This is a genomic window from Bradyrhizobium sp. P5_C12 (assembly GCF_054049735.1).
On record NZ_JBFULU010000151.1, the window covers coordinates 1 to 506 of the forward strand.

Here is a 506-nt window from a genome sequence, read left to right on the forward strand (position 1 = left end):
CCCGGCACCGGCAGCTACGAAGTCCGCTTCGCCGATGGCCGGCCGAGCGTCTATTTCTATTGGGATGACCTGCCAAGTCGGCGCCTGCGGCCGCATCTGTTGACCAGCGAACAAGCGCGTCTCAAGGCGCAGGAGCTCGCCCGCACCGAGCGCGACAAGGTGAGCGCAGGCACCGCATGAAGAAGCACGTTGAGGCACGCCCCTACGCCGATCCGGAAGCCGCGGCCCGCAAGCTCGTTCAACTCGCCGCCGGCGTCGAGCCGGTCCAGGATGGCCGCATCCACATTGAGAAGATCAACGCGCCGTTCCTGTTCGCGCTCGGCGGCAAGGGCAGCTAGTTCGGCGCCGGCATCCGGCATGCTGTCGAGAAGGGCTGGCTCGAGCTGCACGTGAGCGGGACCGGACCTATGTGCGGCTGCTGACGCCCGGCGAGAGTCTGATCGGTCAGTAGATCAGCGTAAGGGATAGCCACGCAGCGAGGAATGTGCAGAGACAAATTCCAAGGT

Annotated in this window: 2 protein-coding genes; both read left to right on the forward strand. The window is 65.2% G+C overall.

The features are described from left to right. Positions 1 to 180, forward strand: a 180-nt coding sequence (locus ACXJMY_RS38050; RefSeq protein WP_456624478.1) for a hypothetical protein, incomplete at its 5' end; no start/stop codon positions are given. Continuing rightward, the gene (locus ACXJMY_RS38055) at positions 177 to 338 is read left to right on the forward strand and encodes a hypothetical protein (RefSeq protein WP_456624479.1); all 162 of its coding nucleotides are present in this window, start codon (positions 177 to 179) and stop codon (positions 336 to 338) included. The genes ACXJMY_RS38050 and ACXJMY_RS38055, both read left to right, overlap by 4 nt. The last annotated feature ends 168 nt before the right edge of the window (positions 339 to 506 follow it).